Origin of the sequence: Pseudomonas sp. B20(2017) (genome assembly GCF_002113125.1) — a bacterium.
Classification (GTDB): Bacteria; Pseudomonadota; Gammaproteobacteria; order Pseudomonadales; family Pseudomonadaceae; genus Aquipseudomonas.
In genome coordinates this window covers 21,047-38,280 of sequence record NZ_NEJP01000025.1, presented here as the reverse complement: position 1 = coordinate 38,280, position 17,234 = coordinate 21,047, and the positions used below count along the sequence as shown (strand labels likewise).

General features: G+C 61.3%; 16 protein-coding genes. 9 read left to right on the top strand and 7 right to left on the bottom strand.

The window, feature by feature from the left end; all coding sequences use genetic code 11:
- The first annotated feature begins 25 nt into the window (after window positions 1–25).
- A complete protein-coding gene (gene katE, locus CAF63_RS26855) occupies window positions 26–2,167 on the top strand; it encodes a catalase HPII (RefSeq protein ID WP_085690425.1) in 2,142 nt (713 codons plus the stop codon).
- Between the two features lie 119 nt (window positions 2,168–2,286).
- On the opposite strand, the gene CAF63_RS26850 is transcribed toward katE, so the two are convergent.
- The 4 genes from CAF63_RS26850 to zur are packed head-to-tail and all read right to left on the bottom strand — an operon-like array spanning window position 2,287 to window position 5,086.
- Entirely contained in the window at window positions 2,287–3,000 is a 714-nt protein-coding gene (locus CAF63_RS26850) for a PA5502 family lipoprotein (protein WP_085690424.1), read from the bottom strand.
- A 37-nt stretch (window positions 3,001–3,037) separates the two neighbouring features.
- Entirely contained in the window at window positions 3,038–3,826 is a 789-nt protein-coding gene (znuB, locus tag CAF63_RS26845) for a zinc ABC transporter permease subunit ZnuB (RefSeq protein WP_085690423.1), read from the bottom strand.
- On the bottom strand, window positions 3,819–4,604 hold the full coding sequence (znuC, locus tag CAF63_RS26840) for a zinc ABC transporter ATP-binding protein ZnuC (RefSeq protein ID WP_085690422.1): 786 nt from the start codon (window positions 4,602–4,604) through the stop codon (window positions 3,819–3,821). The genes znuB and znuC overlap by 8 nt, the downstream gene beginning before the upstream one ends.
- Window positions 4,604–5,086: a zinc uptake transcriptional repressor Zur gene (gene zur / locus CAF63_RS26835; RefSeq protein WP_064379572.1), complete on the bottom strand. Its 483-nt coding sequence runs from the start codon at window positions 5,084–5,086 to the stop codon at window positions 4,604–4,606. Before zur ends, znuC begins: the two co-directional genes overlap by 1 nt.
- Before the next feature lie 57 nt (window positions 5,087–5,143).
- Here zur and CAF63_RS26830 point away from each other — a divergent pair, with 57 nt between their 5' ends.
- Window positions 5,144–6,073 carry a zinc ABC transporter substrate-binding protein gene (locus CAF63_RS26830; RefSeq protein ID WP_011331782.1) on the top strand — a complete coding sequence of 310 codons (930 nt, stop codon included), beginning with the start codon at window positions 5,144–5,146 and terminating at the stop codon, window positions 6,071–6,073.
- A 39-nt stretch (window positions 6,074–6,112) separates the two neighbouring features.
- Here the strand turns inward: CAF63_RS26830 and CAF63_RS26825 are convergent, their stop codons facing one another.
- Both CAF63_RS26825 and CAF63_RS26820 read right to left on the bottom strand, forming a co-directional pair.
- Complete coding sequence (locus CAF63_RS26825) at window positions 6,113–7,066, bottom strand: homoserine kinase (protein ID WP_085690421.1); 954 nt, start codon at window positions 7,064–7,066, stop codon at window positions 6,113–6,115.
- A gap of 61 nt (window positions 7,067–7,127) precedes the next feature.
- Entirely contained in the window at window positions 7,128–7,424 is a 297-nt protein-coding gene (locus CAF63_RS26820; protein WP_011331780.1) for a DUF2782 domain-containing protein, read from the bottom strand.
- 74 nt (window positions 7,425–7,498) lie between these two features.
- Here CAF63_RS26820 and polA point away from each other — a divergent pair, with 74 nt between their 5' ends.
- Entirely contained in the window at window positions 7,499–10,303 is a 2,805-nt protein-coding gene (polA, locus tag CAF63_RS26815; RefSeq protein ID WP_085690420.1) for a DNA polymerase I, read from the top strand.
- A 410-nt stretch (window positions 10,304–10,713) separates the two neighbouring features.
- On the opposite strand, the gene yihA is transcribed toward polA, so the two are convergent.
- Window positions 10,714–11,358, bottom strand: coding sequence for a ribosome biogenesis GTP-binding protein YihA/YsxC (yihA, locus tag CAF63_RS26810; protein WP_039764859.1), 645 nt, complete (start codon window positions 11,356–11,358; stop codon window positions 10,714–10,716).
- A gap of 191 nt (window positions 11,359–11,549) precedes the next feature.
- Here yihA and CAF63_RS26805 point away from each other — a divergent pair, with 191 nt between their 5' ends.
- From CAF63_RS26805 to CAF63_RS26780, 6 genes are all read left to right on the top strand, one after another.
- The gene (locus tag CAF63_RS26805; RefSeq protein WP_085690419.1) at window positions 11,550–11,855 is read left to right on the top strand and encodes a cytochrome c5 family protein; all 306 of its coding nucleotides are present in this window, start codon (window positions 11,550–11,552) and stop codon (window positions 11,853–11,855) included.
- A 32-nt stretch (window positions 11,856–11,887) separates the two neighbouring features.
- Window positions 11,888–12,499 (top strand): cytochrome c, encoded by a 612-nt coding sequence (locus CAF63_RS26800; RefSeq protein WP_039764863.1) that lies wholly within the window; start codon window positions 11,888–11,890, stop codon window positions 12,497–12,499.
- A 200-nt stretch (window positions 12,500–12,699) separates the two neighbouring features.
- Window positions 12,700–13,341 carry a thiol:disulfide interchange protein DsbA/DsbL gene (locus tag CAF63_RS26795; RefSeq protein WP_007954043.1) on the top strand — a complete coding sequence of 214 codons (642 nt, stop codon included), beginning with the start codon at window positions 12,700–12,702 and terminating at the stop codon, window positions 13,339–13,341.
- Between the two features lie 14 nt (window positions 13,342–13,355).
- Window positions 13,356–14,234 (top strand): endonuclease/exonuclease/phosphatase family protein, encoded by an 879-nt coding sequence (locus CAF63_RS26790; RefSeq protein ID WP_085690418.1) that lies wholly within the window; start codon window positions 13,356–13,358, stop codon window positions 14,232–14,234.
- Window positions 14,231–16,327: a GGDEF domain-containing protein gene (locus tag CAF63_RS26785; RefSeq protein ID WP_085690417.1), complete on the top strand. Its 2,097-nt coding sequence runs from the start codon at window positions 14,231–14,233 to the stop codon at window positions 16,325–16,327. Before CAF63_RS26790 ends, CAF63_RS26785 begins: the two co-directional genes overlap by 4 nt.
- Window positions 16,328–16,429: 102 nt before the next feature.
- Window positions 16,430–17,209: an N-acetylmuramoyl-L-alanine amidase gene (locus CAF63_RS26780; protein WP_085690416.1), complete on the top strand. Its 780-nt coding sequence runs from the start codon at window positions 16,430–16,432 to the stop codon at window positions 17,207–17,209.
- The last annotated feature ends 25 nt before the right edge of the window (window positions 17,210–17,234 follow it).

Below are 17,234 nucleotides of genomic sequence, written 5' to 3'. Positions count from 1 at the left end.
CGGGACAAACAGGAGTTCATGACTGATGAGTACCAAGAAACCTGCCGATGACAAAAGCCAACTGGCCGGCACTGATACCCCGGATCGCGCCAACACCAACGCCAAACTCGACAGCCTGGAAAAATTTCGCTCCGACGCCACCGGTCAGGCCCTGCGCACAAACCAGGGCGTGAAAATTGCTGATAACCAGAACACCCTCAAGGCCGGGGCTCGCGGGCCGTCGCTGCTGGAAGACTTCATCATGCGTGAGAAGATCACGCACTTTGACCATGAACGGATTCCCGAGCGCATCGTTCACGCCCGCGGCACCGGCGCCCATGGATTCTTTCAAAGCTACGAGAACCATTCGGCGCTGACCAAGGCCGGTTTCCTGCAGGATCCGGGGAAGAAAACTCCGGTGTTCGTGCGCTTTTCCACGGTCCAGGGGCCGCGCGGCTCCGGCGACACCGTGCGTGACGTGCGCGGTTTTGCCGTGAAGTTCTTCACCGACGAAGGCAACTTCGATCTGGTCGGCAATAACATGCCGGTGTTCTTCATTCAGGACGCGATCAAGTTTCCTGACTTCGTCCACGCGGTGAAACCCGAACCGCATAACGAGATCCCCACCGGCGGCTCGGCTCACGACACGTTCTGGGATTTTGTGTCGCTGGTACCGGAATCGGCGCACATGGTGATCTGGGCCATGTCCGACCGGGCCATCCCGAAAAGCCTGCGCAGCATGCAGGGCTTCGGCGTGCACACCTTCCGGCTGATCAATGCCGAGGGCAAATCGCGCTTCGTCAAATTCCACTGGCGCCCCACCGCCGGCACCTGTTCGCTGGTGTGGGACGAGGCGCAAAAACTTGCGGGTAAAGACACCGACTACCATCGGCGCGATCTGTGGGAAGCCATCGAAATGGGTGACTACCCGGAATGGGAACTCGGCGTTCAGGTCATCGAAGAGGAAAACGAGCATGACTTCGACTTCGACATCCTCGACCCGACCAAACTGATTCCCGAGGAAATCGTTCCGATCACGCCGCTGGGCAAGATGACCCTCAACCGCAACCCGGACAATTTCTTCGCCGAGACCGAGCAGGTAGCGTTCTGCCCGGGCCATATCGTGCCGGGCATCGACTTCTCCAATGACCCATTGCTGCAAGGCCGGCTGTTTTCCTACACCGACACGCAGATCAGCCGACTCGGCGGGCCGAACTTTCATGAGCTGCCGATCAATCGCCCGGTCGCGCCATTCCACAACGGCCAGCGCGACGCCCAGCACCGCACGGTGATCGACAAGGGTCGCGCGTCCTACGAACCGAATTCCATCGATGGCGGCTGGCCGAAGGAAACCCCGCCGGCTGCGCAGGACGGCGGGTTCGAAAGTTATCCGGAGCGCATCGACGCCAACAAGATCCGTCAGCGCAGCGAATCGTTCAGTGACCACTTCTCCCAGGCGCGGCTTTTTTTCAACAGCATGAGCCCGCATGAGAAAGAGCACATCATCGCTGCCTACAGCTTCGAGTTGGGCAAGGTTGAGCGGGAATTCATCCGGGCGCGGGAAGTGAACGAGATTCTCGCCAACATCGATCTGGAGCTGGCCAAACGCGTGGCGGCCAACCTGGGTCTGCCAGCGCCAGGCAAAGGTACTGTGGACGTGTCGAAAACATCACTGGATCGCTCGCCAGCGTTGAGTCAGGCCAACCTGCTGCCGGAGAACATCAAGACGCGAAAAGTCGCAATCCTCGCGGGCAACGGCGTCGATGGTGCGGCGATTGAAGCGATGAAGAAGGCGCTGGCGGCAGAAGGAGCGCACGCCAAACTGCTCGGCCCGACCTCAGCGCCGGTGAAGACCGCCGATGGCAAAAGCCTCGCGGTGGATGCGTCGATGGAAGGTTTGCCTTCAGTGGCGTTCGACGCGGTGTTCGTACCGGGTGGCGCGGCGTCGGTCAAGGCGTTGAGCGGTGACGGCGTGGCGTTGCACTACCTGCTGGAGGCGTACAAACACTTGAAGGCAATCGCGCTGCATGGCGAGGCCAAACAGTTGCTGGGCTTGCTGAAGCTGGAGATGGATGCCGGATTGCTGGAGGGCAAGGATGTAGGCGCGCTGACCAAGCCATTCTTTGCGGCGATCGGGCAGCATCGGGTTTGGGACCGGGAGCCCAAGGCCAAGGCTATTCCAGCTTAAGGCTGTTGGTTGACTGAAAGGACGCCTTCGCGAGCAAGCCCGCTCCCACATTTAGTTCGTGTACGACACAGAACCAATGTGGGAGCGGGCTTGCTCCGGGCGGCGTTCCGACGAAGCTTTTAGGGTTTAGCAGGGCTCAGAACCATCTGCGCCGGCACGGTGCGCAGAATCTGCTTCTCGATCTTCAAATCGAAATCCGGATCCAGCTTCTTCACGCGCTTGGTAATCAGCGTCGCCAGCCACGGGTAGTCATTGGTGCGCGGGGCCTGAATGCTCACCGCACAGTCGTAATTCACCACATCGGCGGCGATCGCATCCAGTTGGCGGCGAAGTTTGCGGCTATCGGTGATGTTCAGCGCAACCGTGGTGCTCTCGGCAGTTGGATCGATCACCTTGGCTTTCGGCTTGGCTTCCGCGGCCTGGAGCGCTGCTTCGGCTTTCTCCAGTTCAGCCTTGCGCGCTTCGGTGATCGCGCCATTGACGCCACCGGTAAGCGCCGGGGCCTTGGGCATCAGCACGCGGGCACGGGCCAGTGCGGTCGCGGCCGCGTTCACATCGCCCTTCTGCAGGACGATCTGGCTGCGACGCAGATAGGCTTCGGCCAACTGACGCTGGTATTGCTCAAGGGATTGATCGTTGGGTGTCTCGGCCTGCAAGGCTGCCAACTGGTCTTCGGCAGTGGCCAGTTCGCTGCTGGCCAGGCTTTGCTCCAGCTGTGCGATGGCCGTGGCCCGCGCATCGGGGACTTCGGCCACCGGCGGCGTGCTTTGGCAGGCGCCCAGCAGCACTGAAAAGGCCACAAGGAGCAGATAACGGGAGGCGAACGGCTTCATTCCTGCGACTCTCTATTTGCGCAAAAAACGAGCAAGTCTACACCCCTCGACGGGGCAGAACAAAAGTCAGCAGAAACAGTGCGGCCGCTGTCACAACGATTGACGGGCCGGCCGGGGTGTCCTTGAACCAGGACAGCGCCAGCCCGCCACACACGGCGAGCATGCCCAGCACGCTCGCGCCCAGTGCCATCTGCTCCGGCGAACGGGCGTGACGTTGTGCCGCAGCCGCCGGGATGATCAACAGCGAAGTAATCAGCAATACACCGACGATTTTCATCGCCACCGCGATCACTACTGCGATCAACAGCATCAGCGCCATACGTAAACCGGCGACCGGCAGGCCTTCGACTTTGGCCAGTTCCTCGTGCACGGTGATCGCCAGCAGCGGGCGCCACAGCGTCACCAGCAACACCAGCACCGCCGCGCTGCCGCCGAGGATCCACGCCAGATCGGCCGGGCTGATCGCCAGCAGGTCGCCGAACAGATAGGCCATCAGGTCGATCCGCACTTCATGCATGAAGCTTAGTACCACCAGCCCGAGGGAGAGCGTGCTCGGTGCGAGAATTCCCAAAAGGGTGTCGGACGCCAGCGGCTGGCGTTGTTGCAGGGTCACCAGCAGCACCGCCAACAGCAGGCAGCCGACGGTGACCGCGACAGTCGGGCTGACATCCAGCAGAAAGCCCAAGGCCACGCCGAGCAGCGCGGCGTGGGACAGGGTGTCGCCGAAATAGGCCATGCGCCGCCAGACCACAAACGAGCCGAGCGGCCCCGCGACCACCGCCAGCGCCAGACCTGCAAGCAGGGCGTAAAACAGAAAATCAGCCATGCTTGCAGCTATCTCCGTGAACGTGAGGTTGAGCCGACAGGGGCCCTTTGACCACCGAACCGTGCAGGTCGTGGGCGTGGTCATGATGGTGGTGATAGATCGCCAGGCTCGGCGCGTTGTTGCCGAACAACTCGACGAAGGCCGGATCGCCACTGACCTGCTCGGGATGCCCGGAGCAACAGACATGACGGTTGAGGCACACAACCTGATCGGTGGTGCTCATCACCAGATGCAGATCGTGGGACACCATCAGCACGCCGCAGCCGTGACGGTCACGCAGACGGGTGATCAGGCTGTACAGCTCGGCTTGCCCGGCGACATCGACACCTTGCACCGGCTCGTCGAGCACCAGCAGTTCCGGCTCGCGAAGCAGCGCCCGGGCCAGCAGCACGCGCTGCATTTCACCGCCGGAAACGCTTTGCACCGGGCTGTCGATGACGTGCTCGGCGCCGACTTCCTTGAGTGCCGCCAGCGCACGCGGGCGATCAACGCCCGGCACCAGGCGCAGAAAGCGCAGCACCGACAACGGCAAGGTCGGGTCGACGTGAAGTTTTTGCGGCATGTAACCGACGCGCAGTTTCGGCTTGCGCCAGACGCTGCCGCTGTCGGGTTTCAGCAGCCCGAGCACGGCACGCACCAGCGTGGTCTTGCCGGCGCCGTTGGGGCCGATCAGGGTGACGATCTGCCCCGGCTCGACGCTCAGGTGAATGTTGTCCAGCACGTTCTGCCCGGCAAACCGGACAGCCACCTGCTCCAGACGGATCAGCGCATCGCTCATCAAGCCCCCCGGCAACCGGAGCAGAGGCCGACCACTTCGACGGTCTGGGCCTCAACAATGAAGCCGACGTCCCTGGCGCTGTGGACGATAGCGTCGCTGATGGTTTTTTGCTCAAGTTCGATGGCGGCGTGGCATTCGCGGCAAATCAGGAACTGGCCCTGGTGCGAATGTTTCGGGTGAACGCAGCCGACAAAGGCGTTGAGCGAGGAAATGCGGTGCACCAGACCGTTTTCCAGCAGGAAATCCAGCGCCCGGTATACGGTCGGCGGCGCGGCGCGGCGGCCGTCCTGCTCGCTGAGCACCGCCAGAATGTCGTAGGCACCCAGCGGCTTGTGGCTTTGCCAGACCAGTTCCAGCACGCGCCGGCGCAGCGCGGTCAGGCGCAGGCCTTTCTGTGCACACAGGGCATCGGCCTCGGACAGCGCGCTGTGAACGCAGTGCGAGTGGTCGTGGGGACGGCTGGCAATCGGTGTAATAGGCATGAGCGGCGACGAGTTTGGTTAGAGACGTTATTATGTTACCCGTTCTCGCCTCATTGAGTGGTCATCGTGTCCCGACTTTTTTCTGTTTTTGTCGTATTCATCACCGGTTTTCTGCTGATCGGTCCGGCTCAGGCCGAGGTCAGAGTCCTCACCAGCATCAAGCCCCTGCAATTGATTGCCGCTGCGGTGCAGGACGGCGTGGCGATTCCGGAAGTGCTGCTGCCACCGGGCGCTTCGCCGCATAACTACGCGTTGCGTCCGTCCGACGTGCGCAAGGTGCAATCGGTGGACCTGCTGTACTGGATCGGCCCGGACATGGAAGGTTTCCTGCCTCGCGTGCTGAACGGTCGTACGCTGCCGAGCGTTGCCGTACAAGACCTGCCGGGCATGAAGCTGCGCCGCTTCGCTGCGGACAGCCATTCCCATGCCGAAGAAGCCGACGAACACGATCACGACCATCGCCCGGGCAGCCTCGATGCGCATTTGTGGCTATCACCGGTGAACGCGCGGGTTATTGCCGACAAAATGGCCGCTGACCTGAGCGCTGCAGACCCGGCCAATGCCGAGCGCTATCAGAGCAACGCCAAAGCGTTCGACGAGCGTCTGGATGCACTGGATCAGCGTTTGAAGAAACGCCTGGCCAGTGTTGAAGGCAAACCCTACTTCGTCTTCCACGAAGCCTTCGACTACTTCGAAGACGCCTACGGCCTGAAACACACCGGCGTGTTCAGCGTCGCGGCGGAAGTGCAGCCGGGCGCCCAGCATGTGGCGGCGATGCGCGCGCGGTTGCAGGAGGTCGGCAAGACATGCGTGTTCAGTGAGCCGCCGCTGCGTCCACGCCTGGCCGAAACGCTGGTGGCGGGCCTGCCGGTGAAGCTGGCGGAGCTGGATGCATTGGGCGGGTACACGCCAGCGACGGCTCAGGGTTACGAGCAAGTGCTGGAGAAGCTGGGGAATGATCTGGCGGGTTGTCTCGAATCGCTCTGATACAAAAAAACCGCAGCCTGCAGGCTGCGGTTTTTTCTTTTACAGGGCGAAAGGTAGCGGCGTGCTGACCGTCTGACGCTGCGCCAGACGCTGCTCGAACTCTTTCGGATCGTGAATCAGCACGTCCTGCCCGGCGAACGATTCCGCCGCAATCAGGCGCGATAGCCAGAACCGCACGCACGCCACTCGCAGCATTGTCGGCCACAACTCGGCCTCAGCGGCCGTGAATGGGCGCAGCGCCGCATAAGCACCCAGGAAAGCACGTGCACGTGGACCGTCGATCAGGCCGTCATCGTCCGAACACCAGTCGTTCAGGGCAATCGCCACGTCATAGAGCATCGGCCCGGAGCAGGCGTTGTAGAAGTCGATCAGCCCGGTCAGGTGCGTGCCTTCGAACATCGCATTGTCGCGGAACAGGTCGGCGTGGATGTTCGCCCGTGGCAGCGCGAGAATTTTCTCTTTCTGTTGAGTGATTTCGTCCAGCGCGGTTTGCAGCAGTGCGCGCGGTTCGTCGCTCAGGTGCGAAAGAAACTGCGTGCCCTCTCCCAGCATCCAGTCCAGGCCACGATCGGTCTTGCGCTTGATCATGTTGTCGCCCTGGGTCGCCAGATGCAGATGCGCCTGCAAGTCACCGACCTGCGCGCAATGCTGGGCGTTGGCCTGCTTGATGTGCTTGCCGGCCAGGCGCGGTTGCAGCAGCGCCGGTTTGCCTTTCAGCTCGCGCAGGGCCACGCCGTCAGTGGTGCGCAGTGCGTAAGGCACCGGCAGATCGGCTTCGTGCAACACGTCGAGCAGGTCGATGAAGAACGGCATTTCCTGCACCGGCCCGCGCTCGACAAGGGTCAGGACGAACTCGCCCTTTTCCATGCTGATGAAGAAGTTGGTGTTTTCGCTGCCGGCGGCGATCCCCTGGAAATCGAGCAGACGGCCGAGCCCGTAAGGGGCGAGAAAGGTTTCCAGCTCGGGCCGAGCCAGGGGGGTGAACACAGACATGGTTAAAAACTGCTCAGTTCTGGCGCCGCTATCAGACGGCGCCGATTAAAAGTCAGGAAACTTACTTCCAGGTAAAGATTTCCCACGACGGAATCAGCATATCCGGCTGGTCGGACCGGATGTAGTTCGCGTCCGTACCATCGGCGCGCACCAGGAAATAGGGCTTGCCGCCCTTCGGTGTGACCTTGATCGCATACACGAATCCACTCCGGCTGTATTCCTGAATGACCTTGTCGCCTTCCGTGTGCGTGCTAATGGTAACTTCCGGCTCTGACGATGGCGCATCATCCGCCGCGATCGCGGCCAGCGGTGAGACAGCAATCAGACTGACCAGCAGCAAGCGATTTAACGTACGCATGATAACCTTGTCCCTTTGTCGTCAACGGTCCCGCTATTCTAGCGCCGGGCCCGCCGAAAAGGTTGATTCTGCTCATGAGCCAAGCCCCCCTCGTCCTGGTGGACGGTTCGTCTTACCTGTACCGCGCCTTTCACGCGCTGCCACCGCTGACCACCTCCAAAGGCATGCCGACCGGTGCGGTCAAAGGCGTATTGAACATGCTCAAGAGTCTGCGCAAGCAGTATCCGGACAGCCCGTTCGCCGTGGTGTTCGACGCCAAGGGTGGGACATTTCGCGATGAGATGTACGCCGAATACAAGGCCAACCGCCCAAGCATGCCCGACGACATGCGCGTGCAGATCGAGCCGCTGCATCAGAGCGTGATCGCCCTCGGTTTCCCGCTCCTGTGCGTCGAAGGCGTCGAGGCCGATGACGTGATCGGCACCCTGGCCCGCAGCAGCGCGGCCGCCGATCGCCCGGTGATCATCTCCACCGGCGACAAGGACATGGCGCAACTGGTCGACGGTCACATTACCTTGGTCAATACCATGTCCGGTAGTTCGATGGACGTGGAAGGCGTGAAGGAGAAATTCGGCGTCGCTCCGGAGCAGATCATCGATTATCTGGCCCTGATGGGCGATTCTTCCGACAACATCCCCGGCGTTCCCGGCATCGGTCCGAAAACTGCCTCTGGCTTGCTGGTGGGCGTCAACGGTGGCCTGACCGAGCTGTATGCGCAACTCGACATCGTGCCGACCCTGCCGATCCGTGGCGCCAAGACCCTGCCGGCCAAGCTCGAAGAGCACAAGGAGATGGCCTTCCTCTCTTACCAACTGGCGACCATCAAGGTCGACGTGCCGCTGGATATCGGCCTCGAGGACCTGCAAATGGGTCCGGAGGACCCGGCCAAACTTTACGAGCTATACACCCTGCTGGAATTCAAGAGCTGGCTGAATGACCTGGATCGCGATGCCAAGCGCCAGGAACTGAGCGCTGCTGCCGAGCCTGAGCCGGCCGTCGACCTGTTCAGCACGCCTGCGGAAGAAGCGCCCGCCGCTCCGGCTGAAGCTGCGTACGAAACCATCCTCGATCAGGCACGATTCGACGTCTGGCTGGAAAAGCTGAAGAACGCCAAGCTGTTCGCCTTCGACACCGAAACCACCGGGATCGACGCGCAGCAGGCACAACTGGTCGGCTTGTCCTTCGCGGTGCAGGCCAACGAAGCGGCCTACATCCCGCTGACCCATTCCTACATCGGCGTGCCGGAGCAGCTGGATCGCGACACCGTGCTGCGCGCGCTCAAGCCGATCCTCGAAGACCCGAGCAAGCTCAAGGTCGGCCAGCACGCCAAGTTCGACATGAACATCCTGGCCAACTGCGCCATCGGTGGCGACCAGAACGAAGGCATCACCGTGCGCGGGATCGCCTTCGACACGATGCTTGAGTCCTACGTGCTCAACTCCACCGCCACCCGTCACGACATGGACAGCCTGGCGCAGAAGTACCTGGATCACACCACCGTGAGCTTCCAGGACATCGCCGGCAAAGGCGCCAAGCAACTGACCTTCGACCAGATCGCTCTGGAACAGGCTGGACCCTATGCCGCTGAAGATGCCGACGTGACCCTGCGCCTGCACCAGACACTGTTCGAGAAGCTGAGCGCCATCCCGAGCCTGGCCAGCGTGCTCACCGACATCGAAATCCCGCTGGTGCCGGTGCTTGCTCGTATCGAGCGCCAGGGCGCGTTCGTCGACGCTGAACTGCTCGGCATCCAGAGCATCGAGCTGGGCAACAAAATGGTCGCGCTGGAGCGTGAAGCCTTCGAAATTGCCGGTGAAGAATTCAACCTCGGCTCGCCGAAGCAACTGGGCGTGATCCTCTACGAAAAACTCGGCCTGCCGGTGCTGAAGAAGACCGCCAAGGGCCAGCCGTCCACCGCCGAAGAAGTGCTGGCGAAACTGGCCGAGGACGATCACCGCTTGCCGAAAGTGCTGATGGAACACCGCTCCATGAGCAAGCTGAAAAGCACCTACACCGATCGCCTGCCGGAGCAGATCAACCCGCGTACCGGGCGTATCCACACTTCGTACCATCAGGCCGTTGCGTCGACCGGTCGCCTGTCGTCGAGCGATCCGAACCTGCAGAACATCCCGGTGCGCACTGCCGAAGGCCGACGTATTCGTCAGGCCTTCGTCGCGCCGAAAGGCTACAAGCTGCTGGCGGCGGACTACTCGCAGATTGAACTGCGGATCATGGCCCACCTGTCTCGCGATGAAGGGCTGATGAATGCCTTCCGTAACAACCTGGACGTGCACACGGCCACCGCGGCGGAAGTGTTCAAGGTTGAGCTGAACGAAGTGTCCTCCGACCAGCGCCGTGGCGCCAAGGCGATCAACTTCGGTCTGATCTACGGCATGGGCGCGCAGAAGCTGGGCAAGGACATCGGCGTCGACACCAAGACCGCCAAGGCCTACATCGACACCTACTTCGCGCGCTACCCGGGCGTTCGTGAATACATGGATCGCACCCGCGCCCAGGCAGCGGATCAGGGCTTCGTGGAAACGATCTTCGGTCGTCGCCTGTATCTGCCGGACATCAACTCCAACAAGCCGCAGGAACGTGCTGCCGCCGAGCGCACGGCAATCAACGCGCCGATGCAGGGCACCGCAGCAGACATCATCAAGAAAGCCATGGTGGCGGTGGATAACTGGCTGAGCGCTTCAGGGCTGGACGCCAAAGTCATCCTGCAGGTGCACGACGAACTGGTGCTGGAGGTTCGCGAGGATCTGGTCGATCAGGTTCGCGAAGAAATTCGCGTACACATGAGCGAAGCGGCAAAACTGGACGTGCCGTTGCTGGTGGAAGTGGGAGTTGGCAACAACTGGGACGAGGCGCACTGAGGCGTCTGGAACGGGGCTTTGCCGCGACATGACGTCGCGGCAAAGGCGTCGAATGGGCTTAGTTCTGATCGCTCTTGAGCTTATTCCAAAGTTTTTTGAAAAGATTCTGAACTAATCTTGCGTCAGGGCACTCAGAGATACTGAATGGCTGGTGAAGCCCTTCGATGCTCCTATGTTGTGTTAAGTGTTGGCAGATATCTGAACCCCGCCCTAGCGGTTCGGAACTTAAACCCCGGAACTTCTCCCTCCCCATATGAAGTCCGGGGCTTTTTTTTGCCTCAAAACTGCCTGTGGCGCCGTCATGCTGCGTTAAAAGCACTGCTAAAAATGCTCATTTAGGTCCCCTAAACTCCGCTTTTTAGCAGTGCTTTTGCCTTGCCTGACAGCACCACAGACAGTTTTGAAATCCCTTACTCTGCCGCTGCTTCTGCGCCTTTGTCTGCCAGCTCCATCCAGCCTGCCAACACAGTGTAGGCCTCTTCCAGGCCCATGCGTTTTGGGGCGGAGAACAGCTGGATCGTTACCTGATCACCCCAACCTTTACGGATTTCCGACTGCACCTTGAGCAGGGTGTTCTTGGCTGCGCCATAGGTCAGTTTGTCGGCCTTGGTCAGCAGGATGTGCATCGGCATGCCGGCGGCAACGGCCCAGTCGAGCATCAACAGGTCGAAGTCGGTCATTGGATGACGGATGTCCATCATCAGAATCAACCCCTTCAAACTCTCGCGGCCACCGAGGTACGCCTCAAGGTGACGCTGCCAGTGTTGCTTGAGCGGGATCGGTACTTTTGCATAACCGTAGCCCGGGAGGTCGACCAGACGCCGTTCATCGTCTAGCTTGAAGAAGTTCAACAGCTGTGTGCGACCCGGGGTTTTCGAGGTGCGCGCCAGGCTGGCGTGAGTCAGAGTGTTCAGCGCGCTGGATTTACCGGCGTTGGAACGACCGGCGAACGCCACTTCGAAGCCTTCGTCGTCGGGGCACTGATCGACTTTGGCGGCACTGAGCATGAACGTGGACTGTTGGCACAGGCCGAGGATGGGATTCTTGAGTTGCATGGGATTTCCGATGTGGGCGGCGCCGGGATTAGGCGCGGAACGCGGTGTCGCTTCCGTTTCAGTGACGCCAGTATATAATGCCGCAGATTTTGTGTGTGCTTTGTCCCAGCGAAGGATGAGGTTCACGAGAGCGACAGACCTTGATTGCGCATTAGAACGCAGAACGCTCTCAACCCTGAAAAGGTCGTTTTATGACGAAATGGCTGCTGGCTGCCGGAGTCTTGATGCCGCTTTACAGCGCACAGGCTACACAGGATCCGGAAGCCGTGTACAACCGTGTTTGTGGAGCCTGTCATTCCGGCCAACTACCCATGGCGCCCAAAAGAGGCGATCAGGAAGCTTGGACGCCGAGGTTGGCGAAAGGTATGGAGACGCTGGTGCAACACGTGACCCAGGGTTTCAAGGCGATGCCGCCGCGTGGTTTGTGCATGGACTGCAGTGCCGAGGATTACCAGGCCCTCATCCTCTGGATGAGCGAGAGTAAGCCCGGTCCATAACTCTTAACCCTTAGCCGTAGTTGGATTAGCTGATGAACAAACTGATCGTGAGTCTGCTGTTGACCGTGGGAATCTCAGGCTTCGCCCATGCTGCCGGTGATGCAGCCGCAGGCCAGGCAAAAGCCGCCGTATGCGGCGCCTGCCATGGCCCGGATGGCAACAGCATGGCGCCAAACTTTCCAAAGCTGGCCGGACAGGGGGAACGCTACCTGACCAAGCAATTGCACGACATCAAGTCGGGCAAGCGCACCGTTCTGGAAATGACCGGCCTGCTGACCAACCTGAGCGATCAGGACCTGGCTGACATCGCCGCCTACTTCGCCAGCCAGAAAGGAAGCGTCGGCGCCGCCGATCCGAAGATCGTCGCTCGCGGTGAAGCCCTGTTCCGTGGCGGCAACCTCGAGAAAGGCCTGCCAGCCTGCACCGGTTGCCACTCGCCAAACGGCGCCGGCAACGCAGCCGCCGGCTTCCCGCATCTGGGTGGCCAACACGCTCAGTACATCGCCAAGCAACTGACCGATTTCCGCAAAGAAGAAGCCGGCCGCAACAACGACGGCGACGCGATGACCATGCGCACCATCGCCCGCAAGCTGAGCGATGAAGACATCGCAGCCGTCTCCAGCTACATTCAGGGCCTGCACTAAGACGCACGATTCGAGCATTGCGTGCGATGGCCAACGCCTGCCACGTTAACGCTCGATTAATCCGTCGCAGCAAGTATAAAAAGGGTGGCTTTGGCCGCCCTTTTTTGTGGCCGCTGCCGTTACACTACAGAACTCACGCCCGCCAGGACCTGTCTGAAAACAGGTCGCGCGAGGCGACCAAAATTGTCCAGGAGTAAAGCATGCGTAACCTGATCATCAGCGCCGCCCTCGTCGCTGCCAGCCTGTTCGGCGTGACCGCCCAGGCCGCCGAAGCCCCTGCTGCCCCTTACGTCGAGCTGAGCAACCCGGTGCCGGTCGCCGTGCCTGGCAAGATCGAAGTGGTCGAGCTGTTCTGGTATGGCTGCCCGCACTGCTACGCGTTCGAGCCGGTGATCAATCCATGGGTTGAGAAACTGCCGTCCGACGTCAACTTCGTGCGCATTCCTGCGATGTTCGGCGGTCCTTGGGACGCTCACGGTCAAATGTTCCTGACCCTGGAAGCCATGGGCGTCGAGCACAACGTGCACGCTGCCGTATTCAACGCCATTCAGAAAGAACATAAGAAGCTGACCGACAAGAACGACATGGCCGACTTCCTCGCCACTCAAGGCGTGGACAAGGACAAGTTCCTGGCGACCTTCGATTCGTTCGCCATCAAGGGGCAGATCGTGAAAGCCCGCGAACTGGCCAAGAAGTATGAAATCTCCGGCGTTCCAACCATGATCGTCAACGGTAAGTACCGCTTCGACATCGGCTCCGCCGGCGGCGCCGAACAGGCGCTGAAACTGGCCGACCAACTGGTGGCCAAAGAGCGAGCGACCAACAAGGCAGCCGCCAACTAAGCGCGGTATTCGCCATGCGCCGCTGGGGTGCCGAACGACTCGTTGGCCTGCATGATCCGCAGGTCAACGAGCATCACCTGGAATCGACGGGCCTGCCCGCAGACAGCCGTCTGCGCTTGCTCAGCTTCAATATTCAGGTCGGCATCAGCACCGAGCGCTATCGGCACTACCTGACCCGCAGCTGGCAGCATCTGCTGCCGCACCCCGGGCGCTCCAGCAACCTGCAAAAGATCGGCAATCTGCTCGGCGACTTCGATCTCGTCGCCCTGCAGGAAGCCGATGGCGGCAGCCTTCGTTCAGGCTACGTCAATCAGGTCGAACACCTGGCCCAGCTCGGCGCCTTCCCCTACTGGTATCAACAACTCAATCGCAACCTTGGCCGACTGGCCCAGCACAGCAATGGCGTGCTCAGTCGCCTGCGGCCGTGGGCGATCGAAGACCATCCGCTGCCGGGTCCTAAAGGGCGCGGTGCAATTCTGGTGCGTTTTGGCGAAGGCCCCGAGGCTCTGGTGGTGGTGATGATGCACCTGGCGCTCGGCGCCCGCACCCGCAGCATGCAGTTGGCCTATATTCGCGAGCTGATCGGCGACTACAAGCATCAGGTGCTCATGGGCGACATGAACACCCACGCCAGCGATCTGCTGCAACACTCGCCGTTGCGCGACCTCGGCCTGCTGGCCCCGCAACTTGAAGCGACATTCCCCAGCTGGCGCCCCCAACGCTGCCTGGATCATATCCTGCTCAGCCCGACCCTGACCCTGGAAAAGGTCGAAGTGCTGGCACAACCGATTTCCGATCACCTGCCGGTCGCGGTAGAGATTCGTCTGCCGGGTTCGCTCACGGCCGATGCATTGCCCGCGTTGAGCACTGCCCTTCGCGGAACCCCTGAATGAGCGACGAAGCCCAGCGCTGGAAAGAGAAATACCTCAAAAGCATCGAACAACAGGAAAAGCTCGAACGTCGATGGGACGCCCGGCTCGACCTGCTGCGCCGTGGTCTGGTGCGCAGCACCCTGGCGGCGGAAGGCACCGACCGCGTGGTCGATCAGTGCATGAAAGAGATGCGCGACGTGGTGCGCACCGATGACATGGACGCCGGCCTCGCCGCCCTGCTGCCGCGCCTGGAAAAAGCCGTACTTGATTCCGAGCAGCGCCGGGAAACCCGGATCGAACAGGTCAGCACCGCACTGACTGCGCTGGTCACTCAGTTGCAATCCCTGCCCCTGCCCCGAGACGTGGCCCAGCCACTGAAGAAATTCGCCAAGCAATTGGACGGCCGGGTGAGCCAGGCAAGGGAAATGCCCTTGTTGCTCAGCGAACTCAGCGGCTTGCAGGGCAAGGCCTTGAGCCAGCTGGAGACACCGGCGGAACCGGGACGACCGGGGTTGTTGCAGCGTCTGTTCGGCAGCCGCGACAGCGAGCAAACGCCTGCTCCAGTGGCTCAGCCCGCTGAGGTCGTACCGCCAGCGCAGCCACAGCCACAGCAACCGCCCGTCGCGCATGAAACCGCGCCAGCGCAGGAAGCTCCTGTTGCAAGCGCCGAACCAGTCGCCACTGCGACCGTCACCCAAGCGCCGATCGCCGCACCCGAAGTCGAGCAGCCGCAAACTCCAGCGCCAACCCACGATTACCATGCGGAGTCGGAGGTGGTGGCCTTCGAGCCGGCCAGAATACTCACCGAAGCCCCCACCGCCGCCAGCGAACCAGAACCCGCCAAGCCAGAACCGGAGCCGCAGGCCTTCACGCCTCCTCCGGTTTTCGCGCCGGCAGTGCCAACAGCCATCAACCCGGACGAACTGATCCACCCCGGCGATACTCCGCCGCCTGTTATCCTTGACAGCCTGCCCCTGCCCGAGCCCATCGCTCAGGCATTGGCTGCAATCGATCCGGAGCAATCCGAGCACGAAATTCTCTACGCCCTGCCCGACTCGCCGGAACCGTCCTACAGCTCGGTCGCCAAACACATCGAAGACACGCTGATCGGGTTGCTGGATGACCTGACCCTGCCAGAGCGCCATCGTCCGCAAGCCGAGGCGATGCGCGAACGGCTGAAAAACGGGCTGAACTGGTACGAACTGCTACCGATCCTCGACGATCTGGCGACGTTGATGCTGGCCATTACCGACAGCGGCCAGCACGAATTCGAAGCGTACCTGCAACAACTCAACGAACGTCTCGAAGCGTTCCAGAGCAATCTGCAGGCCGCCAGCGAAGGCCACGCCGACAACAGCTCCGCGGCGCGGGCGATGGACACGCAAATCCGCGAACAGGTCGACGGCTTGCAGACCAGCGTTCAGGAAGCAGCCGATCTGGATGATCTCAAGCAGGTGCTGGAAAACCACCTCGAAGGCCTGCTCGGCACGATGGATCGGCACCAGAAGCAGCGTGACGCCCGGGAACAGGAAGTCGCAGGACGCCTGAAAAGCCTGGCCGAGCGCGTCGCGCACATGGAGCAGGAAGCGCTGGGCTATCGCGAACACCTTGAAGAGCAGCGCCAGAAAGCCCTGATCGATCCGCTCACCGGCCTGCCTAACCGCGCCGCCTGGACCGAACGGCTCGAACATGAAATCACCCAATTGCAGCAGCACGGCAACACCCTGAGCCTGGCCATGCTCGACCTCGATCACTTCAAACGGATCAACGACAACTACGGCCACCTGGCGGGCGACAAGGTTTTGAAGATCATCGCCACGGTGCTGCGCAAACGCCTGCGTGGCAGCGATTTCATCGCTCGTTTCGGCGGCGAAGAGTTTGTCCTGCTGCTGCCAGCCACTACGCCGGCCGTCGGCGCCAAATTCCTGGAAACCCTGCGAGCGGCCATCGAAGCCTGCCCGTTTCACTTCAAGGGTGAGCGCGTCACGATCACGGTTTCCATGGGACTGGCGTCGTTCCGGCCAGGAGAACACAGCGATCTGGTGCTCAAAAGAGCCGATCAGGCGCTTTACCGGGCGAAAAATGCAGGGCGTAACCGGGTGGAGCTGGGCTGAGGGCAATTGTTCCATATTGTTTAAATCAGCACTTCAAGCGTCGAAGCGCAAGGCGATACGTTACACTGTTGCATTATCGTCTTGCGTGTACTGCCCTCTGCCATGAAATTTTTTACCCTCCTTGCGTCGCTGATCCTCTTGGCCGGTTGTGCCAGCGGCCCGCGCTTCGACACCAGCCATCCTTCGGTCAATCACGACAGTCGCGTGCAGTTTGTGATCGTGCACTACACCTCCGCCTCACTCGAGCGATCTCTGCAATTGCTGACCCACGGCGAAGTCAGCAGCCATTACCTGATCGGCGACGACAAGAACGCTACCATCTACAAGCTGATGGACGAAAACCTGCGTGCCTGGCACGCCGGCGAAAGCGAATGGCAAGGCCGCACCTGGCTCAACTCCAGCTCGATCGGCATCGAAATCGTTAATCCGGGCTTCAAGGACACACCGACCGGTCGCCTCTGGTATCCCTACAGCGAAGCCCAGGTGCAATCGCTGATCGCCCTGCTCAAGGACATCAGCAAACGCCAGGGCATCAGCCCGCGCCACATCATCGGCCATAGCGACATCGCCCCACTGCGCAAGCTCGACCCTGGCCCGCTGTTTCCCTGGAAACGCCTGGCAGCCGAAGGGCTGGGGCTCTGGCCCAACGAACAAGCGGTGGCACGCCAGCAGGCGCAGTTCGACGCCGAGCTGCCGAGCATCACCTGGTTCCAGAGCCAGCTGGCGCGCCTGGGCTACTCGACGCCGCAGACCGGCGAGCTGGATGTGGCGACCCGGCATGTGCTCGCGGCCTTCCAGATGCACTACCGCCCGACGCGCTTTGACGGCACGCCGGATGCGCAAACGGCAGCGTTGCTGCTGGTGCTGAATCAGACAAAATAATGACGCCCGCCCGACGGTCAGGGCG